At 60.1% G+C, this 6,761-nt stretch carries 5 protein-coding genes; 2 read left to right on the forward strand and 3 right to left on the reverse strand.

Annotation, left to right across the window (positions count from 1 at the left end):
* The first annotated feature begins 711 nt into the window (after nucleotides 1-711).
* Nucleotides 712-1,215 carry a hypothetical protein gene (locus MFF40_RS28150; RefSeq protein ID WP_238263116.1) on the forward strand — a complete coding sequence of 168 codons (504 nt, stop codon included), beginning with the start codon at nucleotides 712-714 and terminating at the stop codon, nucleotides 1,213-1,215.
* A gap of 221 nt (nucleotides 1,216-1,436) precedes the next feature.
* Here MFF40_RS28150 and MFF40_RS28155 read toward each other — a convergent pair whose 3' ends face one another.
* Nucleotides 1,437-3,083, reverse strand: coding sequence for a transposase (locus tag MFF40_RS28155; RefSeq protein ID WP_238263118.1), 1,647 nt, complete (start codon nucleotides 3,081-3,083; stop codon nucleotides 1,437-1,439).
* A gap of 440 nt (nucleotides 3,084-3,523) precedes the next feature.
* On the opposite strand from MFF40_RS28155, the gene MFF40_RS28160 reads away from it, so the two are divergent.
* Nucleotides 3,524-5,197: a porin gene (locus MFF40_RS28160; protein WP_238263122.1), complete on the forward strand. Its 1,674-nt coding sequence runs from the start codon at nucleotides 3,524-3,526 to the stop codon at nucleotides 5,195-5,197.
* 387 nt (nucleotides 5,198-5,584) lie between these two features.
* Here MFF40_RS28160 and MFF40_RS29005 read toward each other — a convergent pair whose 3' ends face one another.
* Both MFF40_RS29005 and MFF40_RS28165 read right to left on the reverse strand, forming a co-directional pair.
* Entirely contained in the window at nucleotides 5,585-5,869 is a 285-nt protein-coding gene (locus MFF40_RS29005; RefSeq protein ID WP_368858857.1) for a PilZ domain-containing protein, read from the reverse strand.
* A gap of 239 nt (nucleotides 5,870-6,108) precedes the next feature.
* The coding region (locus tag MFF40_RS28165) for a hypothetical protein (protein WP_238263120.1) at nucleotides 6,109-6,761 on the reverse strand (653 nt) is incomplete at its 5' end.

Consider the following 6,761-nt stretch of genomic DNA (forward strand, 5'->3'; position numbering starts at 1 on the left):
TCGTGGTCTGCGCCTGAGCGATCGTCGAGGTCATGCCGACCGTGAGCGCGACCGCTCCGGCCGCGAGCCAGTTCTTCATCATTTTCTCATTCCTTCCCAAGGTCTCAAGGCATCCGTCCCGCATTCGGCACGACCCTGCCGGTCTGCTCGCCATTGGCGGCCGCCGACTTCCGGTGTGCCGAGCGCCCCCACGGAGCCCGCCCGTCCCAACGCAGGAAATATCCTACGGTTAGCGAAGGATTGGTAGTCTAAAGGTCGGGAGGAAGTAGCAACCAACCGCCAGGGTGGCAGAAATGCACCATTTTTGGCGCACCGCAATACGACACCCCAGCTTCCGGGCGGGGCGTCCAGAGCGCATACCTATAGAGCGTTCTCGGCGGCCAATCAGAATGGTTACCAAATCCTTATGCGGCCTGACTTTCCTTGATTTTTTCGTGTGGCACTCAGGGAGGAGCTTAGGGGGTAAATCACGTGAAGCAGCTGGAGCACCCCCAGGGGGGCGGTGTGAACCTAGGCCATAGAGCGCGTGGCTTTCAGCTGAGCGTAGGATTCTGACCTTTAGTTCCTTGCGCCCTTCACCGCTCGGACCGTCTTCGGAGAGACCCCTGCCCGCTCTCGGCTCCGGACCTGTCGGTCAGGGACGACTACATCCTGTCGTTCATCCTCAACCGCGCGATCAATGCACCAGACGATTCGCGGGTGAAGGCCAGCATGATCCTGATCGGCAGCTTCATTCGGCATGCCGGGCCTGCGATCATCGAATATCGGGAGGCATGTCTCGCGACGCTGGCCTACGTCTCGGCGCTTCCGAGCCGGTCCATGACCAGCACTCACGCCATCGCCGTCGCACGATTCGAGAACTGCATACTCCAACTCGGCGCTGCTCAATCCCGCCTCGCCGCGCTCAGCCGCGTGTTCACGCAGGCGAAGCCGATGTTCGAGGACAACGACGGTTCGGATCATGACCGGCTCGCCAAGCTCGCAAACCGCATCCGGCATTTTCATGAGGACATCACCACGGCTGCATCAAAGCGGGAGCCGGGGCCATTCCCCCTCGCCCCGATCTGGCTCACCAACACGAGCATCAAGTGCCGTAAGAACACGATGGTGTACGAACTGGCGTACCAAGAGCTTGCCGCACTGCTGATCGACGCCATCAACACCGCTAAGACCATGGCGGAAGGACCGCTTCCCACATCTCAGGTGACCGCCTAGTCGGCCACGTCACCCACCCAGACACCTAGAGCCTCAGTCCGCCACGGCCTCCGAGCAGCAGCTGAGGCTGGACGTTGAGGCCATCTATGTCGAATGCGCAGAGCTGAAGCCACTATTGCCTTGACGGCTTCGTCGTCCTCCTGCACAAGCCCATGACGCGTGTTTTGCCGCTTCGTAGCAAAAACTTCTACATTCCATAATTATTGGCAGTATAGTCGAGTCTACTTGGCTAATCGCTTTACCTCGACTCGCGCCAGAAGCGACCTACATGTCGCAACATCTTGGTCAAAACTCGTGCCGCACGCCTCACAAGTCTGTGGCATTGCGTCAGCACGGCTCTTACGAGCCGTTGATCCGCATTCGGGGCAGCCGACCGGGGATGGGGCAGCTTCCTTGGAAAAAGGAATGCCGCGCTTAGTCGCCTGCAATCTCAGGCATCGGACAAGTTCAGAAGGCGCTGCCGCCACTCGGTAGTAATTCACGCGTTGCGGAAAGAAGTTCGTTTCCGCGCTTCGATCGCTGCGCCGTCCGATATCCGCGAACTTGACGTCGTTGATGACGACGCTCGATGCGCTCTCTATGATCTCAATGGCGGCGTTCTGATATTGATGATTCCGGCGCGCCACCACCTTCCGCTGGTGGTTGCTGAGCCAAGTGACGAGCTTCGTGTACGCCTTTCGCCACGCGGCAATCTCGGCTCCTACAGCGTCCCGGGATTGCGCCGTGAAAAATGGGCCCCGGGTGAACTCCCTTAACCCAGTGAATCGGCCCTCCTCGCGGCGCTGCAGCGTAATGAGCATCTCTTGGTACGGCTGCTCGAACCGGGTTGCATCAGTCGCCTGCAGCAGTTCGAGACCGACACGCGCACTCGTTTGAACGCGATCTCGCAACTCATCGGTGAACGCGAAAGCCTCGAGCAGATCCTTCTGGAGAACGACGAAGCGCGGCAAACCATCCGCCGCTGAGACCGTGGCGACGCGAAGCCCATCGGGTACGCGGCGCCATCCGATATCGACAGCGAGTGGTTTGGCACCGGCTGGTAGCGGAGCCGCAGGTCCTGGTGCCCGCGTACAGATGAAGCTGGCCGCCCATTTCCACTGTTCGCCGACGCGACGCCGAGTGATGATCACCTCTTTCACCCGGCAATCGTCGGGAATCGGCCTATGCATCACCATGGGCCACGTGACGCTGCGGCGCTCGCCGGATTGAACGAACACGGTAGCGGTGAGCCGCGTCCGTTGTAGCCGTCGTCGCTCGCCACGGCTTTCTGCAGACCATGCCCGGCCCGATGGTGGGCGGATCATCACCTGGCTCAGGCTGCCATCGTACAGCTGCTCGACGTCGGCGCCGCCTTGTAGTGTGTTCGTGATACGGCTGTTCCCGCCGGGTGCACGGCGGCGCATGGTATGACCGCCACGAACTGCTGCACTGCGAGCGTTCTCGAAGGCTCGAACGAGTGGGTTGTAGTTCCCCCACCAAAGGCCGCTGTTCTGTCTGGCGACTTTCACCGCCTCTCGCCGAGCCAGCTCTAAATCTCGAAGCTCGGAGGCCATCCTTTTCGAGACTTCCTTCTGAGTCAACGCAAGTAGCTTCTTGGCTTGTGAAATAGCAGCAAGCGACGCTAACTTCTCCTGCAGTTTTTCATAGTTCGTCTTCGCTTCTTTTAGATATTTATCCTTCAATATAAGGTCATAATATTTTTGAGCGTATGTTTCATGAATATCGACGAGATTATTCCACAATTTCCTAGATCTATCAATTTCATCATCGCAATCCGATGCCCAGTCTAATGGATCCAGCAGCCCGTAGTGTCTTATAACAATTTGTTTTTGGTCTAAAATCGATTGATTTTCATAGTCCTCAATCATGGTCGCTTATCCGCGAATTTCATTTCCTGCTCGCTGGGGCTCTTGCTCGGTTCCGAGCACGATGGAACTCGCATGCCCGGCAGAAACAGGGAGAACCGGCACCTCGGTGCCGCCTATCATCATCCAGCTGCCACCGCCGCTCGCAACGGCAGCATATCTGGTCGCTACGATAGCATGCGTGCTCGTTGAACAAGCTGTTGCCGGCTAATGCCTTCTTGGAATGTTGCGAGCCAGCAACATCACACAGGAACCACGGCTTGAGAGGCGAATCGTCGTTGCCCGCAGAAACGTGATGCCACATGGTGAACCTGCACGGGGGCATCGCCAAGCGAGAGCCCGCAGGAGCCTGCCGTCAGACGCAGGCCGAACGCACTAAGCGGCGTGATCCGGATCAACCGGGCGAAGCTGCACCAATGGGTCTCGAAGCTTTGGAGATGTCGATGAAGCTCTTGAAGAGCTCACTGCTCGGTTCCGCAGCCGCCTTCGCGGCGATCGGAGCCGCACACGCCGCCGACCTTCCGGTCAAGAAGGCGGTCCCGATCGAGTATGTCCGCGTCTGCTCGGCCTACGGCGCCGGCTTCTTTTACATCCCCGGCACCGACACCTGCCTTCGTCTCTCCGGCCGCGCCCGGTTCGAGGGCGGCTACATGACCAGCTACTCGCGCCAGTATGGCAACGGCGGCGACACCTCGGGCTACCAGGGTCGCCTGCGCATCAACCTCGATGCCCGCACCCAGACCGCCTACGGCACCCTGCGCGCCTTCGTGCGCCTCGATGCCGGCGCCCGCACCGGCTATTCCGGCGTCGGCACCTCCGGAACCCAGCAGCGTATCGGCCAAGCCTATCCCGGCCTCGGCATCGACAGCTTCGGCCGCGACCAGCAGTTCGCCAACGTCGACAAGGCGTTCATCCAGTTCGCCGGCCTAACCGCCGGTCGTGCCTCGTCGTTCTTCGACTTCTACGCCCACGATTTCGAGTTTGCTGGTGCCACCGCGGGTTCGGACATCGCATCCACCAACCTGCTCGCCTACACCGCCACCCTCGGCAACGGCCTGTCAGCCACGATCTCGGCCGAAGACCCGGTCTTCCGCCGCAGCCCGATCTACTCGCCTTCGCTCAACCCCAATGGCGTTACGGTCAACGCGAACATTGCCAACTTCGCTCAGACGGTTTCCCCGTCCCCGGTGATCGTCGGCTATAATGGCGCGGCACCAAGCCGGTACAGCTTTGTGGACGCGATCCAGCGCTCGCGGATGCCCGACTTCGTCGGCGCCCTTCGCCTCGACCAAGCCTGGGGCTCTGCTCAGGTCTCGGCTGCGGTGCACGAGCTTAACGTCGGCAACCTAGCAAACGGAACTAACGGCACGCAGGCCGGCGGCGTTGGAAGCGGTCCGTTCGCCAGCATCCCCCATACCAACAATTCCTATGGTTATGCGGTGCAGGGCGGTGTGAAGATTAACACCCCGTTCATTGCTCCGGGCGACGCCTTCTATCTGCAGGGTGCGTACGGCAGTGGCGCGCAGCTCTACACCGGCTACTCCTCGTTCAGCGGCTCCTACTCGCAGAACGCCGCTACCATCCAGGGCCAGAAGTTCAACCAGTTCTTCAACGACGCGACGATCAATCCGATCACGGGTCAGATGGAGCGGTCGCAGAGCTTCACGGTCGTCGGCTCGTACCTGCACTACTGGACGCCTGAGTGGCGCTCGGCCGTCTTCGCCAGCTACGGCGAGATGGACTTCTCTCAGAAAGCCCGCGCTTCGCAAGGTGCTGTTTATTCCCTCGTGAATTCTCTCGGCGGCGCAGGTGGATACGGTGCCAATGCCGTCGGTACGCCTGGGACGAGATTCTTCAACCTCAGCGAAGCGCTTCGCGACACCTACCAGATCGTCGCCGGCGCGAGCTTGATCTGGTCGCCGGTTAAGGACCTCGATATCGGTGTCGAGGGCTACTACACCCAGATCGGCGTCAAGAACGGTCGCGTGATCGACAAGGATAAGAGCCCGACCGCATACAACAACGTTGCGGGTATCAATGCGGGAACCTTTGTTCCGGCCACCGCTACGCAGGACTCGGTGTCTTCGTTCCGCATGCGCGTCCAGCGCGACTTCTAAGCCGCATCATGAACGAGCACCGGGGCCTCGAACCCCGGTGCCGATCTGCCTCTCGTGCTTCACGTACCTTGCAAGCCCGGCTTCACAGCCGGGCTTTTTCGCGTCGGGATCATATCGCTCAGAGCCTCTCCCAACTGCCGTATCGCATCTGGCAGGGAGGGCTTTGAAGCCACCGCGAGTCCCGCTTGCCAGATTCGACCGCAACAATCGTCCGGTTTCGACCTGTGCCAGCCATCCGAACCGCCGTTGGCGGCTCTCAGGAGCAGCCATTGATGACCGCCCAGCGAGTTCAGCTTGGGATGGAAAGCGGTTATCCCGCTTGATCACGATCTGCTGCGAACCAAGACGCTTAGCTTTTGGCCCTACTCTGACGGGGCTGATGTGCGCTCATAAGTTGCCTCTATCAAGGAAGGCAACGCCAACGCGATCGGTGTCACGCCATACTAGTCCAGCGCGCAGCTTCCAGCCTTTCTTTGGCACAATGAGATCGAAATAGGCTGGTAGGATCGCCGTCTCACTTAGAACGAGCTTTGCCCCGTTTCGAGATAGATCGCGCATAAGACAATCGACAACACAGTAGTTGGCGTCAAAGGAAATTTTAGCCCCTAGATAGGTTCGTAGCCTTGGGTCGTTGCGTCGCTCGATCATAAGGGCGATCCTAAATTGACACATACCGTTCGATTTAGAATTTATTAAGCGGATCTAGTGCCAGAGCCCTTTTTCGGCTTCACGTGTGCGCCGAACACCGCCTCGCGTTCTGTCCCAACTGAGCTTGGAGCTGAATGCCCGCGGAGGGCCGTGAGAGACCGTGCCGATGGTGTCTGCTCCTGCCAACTCGCGTCTCAAAGCGGACAGGCGGAAATCAGCCCGTTGCGGACATCACAGTTCGACGCGCTCCTAAATCGGGGTCGTCAGATTCGCATCAACTCGCCCAGGAACGGGTACTCAGGCACGCAGTGGCGGATGATCTTCTCCCGAATCACGGTGTCACCCTCATCGTGCATCCCTAGCGACAGATAGTGGTTGCCGGTCTCGTGCGGCGCGTAGATCACCCATTCCCCGGTTAGGCGGCCCGCGCTCTTACGATCGTCGAGTCCCCCTTCCACGACGAGACGGCTGATCTCAGAGCTTAGCCGGTGCGCGTACTCCTCGTGGGTCTCGCTCTCCGGTGCATTCGCCGGGTCCCTGATCGCTGAGATAGCAGCATCGAATGACCCGCTGTTCAATGCATTGAGCACGTTCTTCGGGAAGAAGTGCGCCGCGAAGAAATGCGTCTTCCACAAGCCGCGTAGCTCATCACGGCGGAACCGCTCCGGCCGCTTCGTCCCGCGTGGCCGGTGGTCGGCACCCTCAAGGGCCAGCACTTCTTCGATGATCACGCGCGGATTAATGCCGAGCGCGTAGTGATACGAGACCAGTTCCAGGCAGAACAGGATGCTGCACCGGGCCAGGATGGCGGGCGGCAGGCCGTATGCGGCTGCGAACCCACGCGCCTGTTCCGCCGTCACAGCTAGAGCCGTGCCCTGGCGGGTTGAATCGCGCGGGGTAGGCGATCTGGCTGGCG

The sequence above is a fragment of the Methylobacterium mesophilicum genome, assembly GCF_022179445.1.
Classification (GTDB): domain Bacteria; phylum Pseudomonadota; class Alphaproteobacteria; order Rhizobiales; family Beijerinckiaceae; genus Methylobacterium; species Methylobacterium mesophilicum.

Excerpts from the sequence above, each read along its gene's own strand:
- MFF40_RS29005 (WP_368858857.1), bottom strand. The coding sequence starts at position 5,869 with ATGTGTCAATTTAGGATCGCCCTTATGATCGAGCGACGCAACGACCCA.
- MFF40_RS28155 (WP_238263118.1), bottom strand. The coding sequence starts at position 3,083 with ATGATTGAGGACTATGAAAATCAATCGATTTTAGACCAAAAACAAATT.
- MFF40_RS28160 (WP_238263122.1), top strand. The coding sequence starts at position 3,524 with ATGAAGCTCTTGAAGAGCTCACTGCTCGGTTCCGCAGCCGCCTTCGCG.
- MFF40_RS28150 (WP_238263116.1), top strand. The coding sequence starts at position 712 with ATGATCCTGATCGGCAGCTTCATTCGGCATGCCGGGCCTGCGATCATC.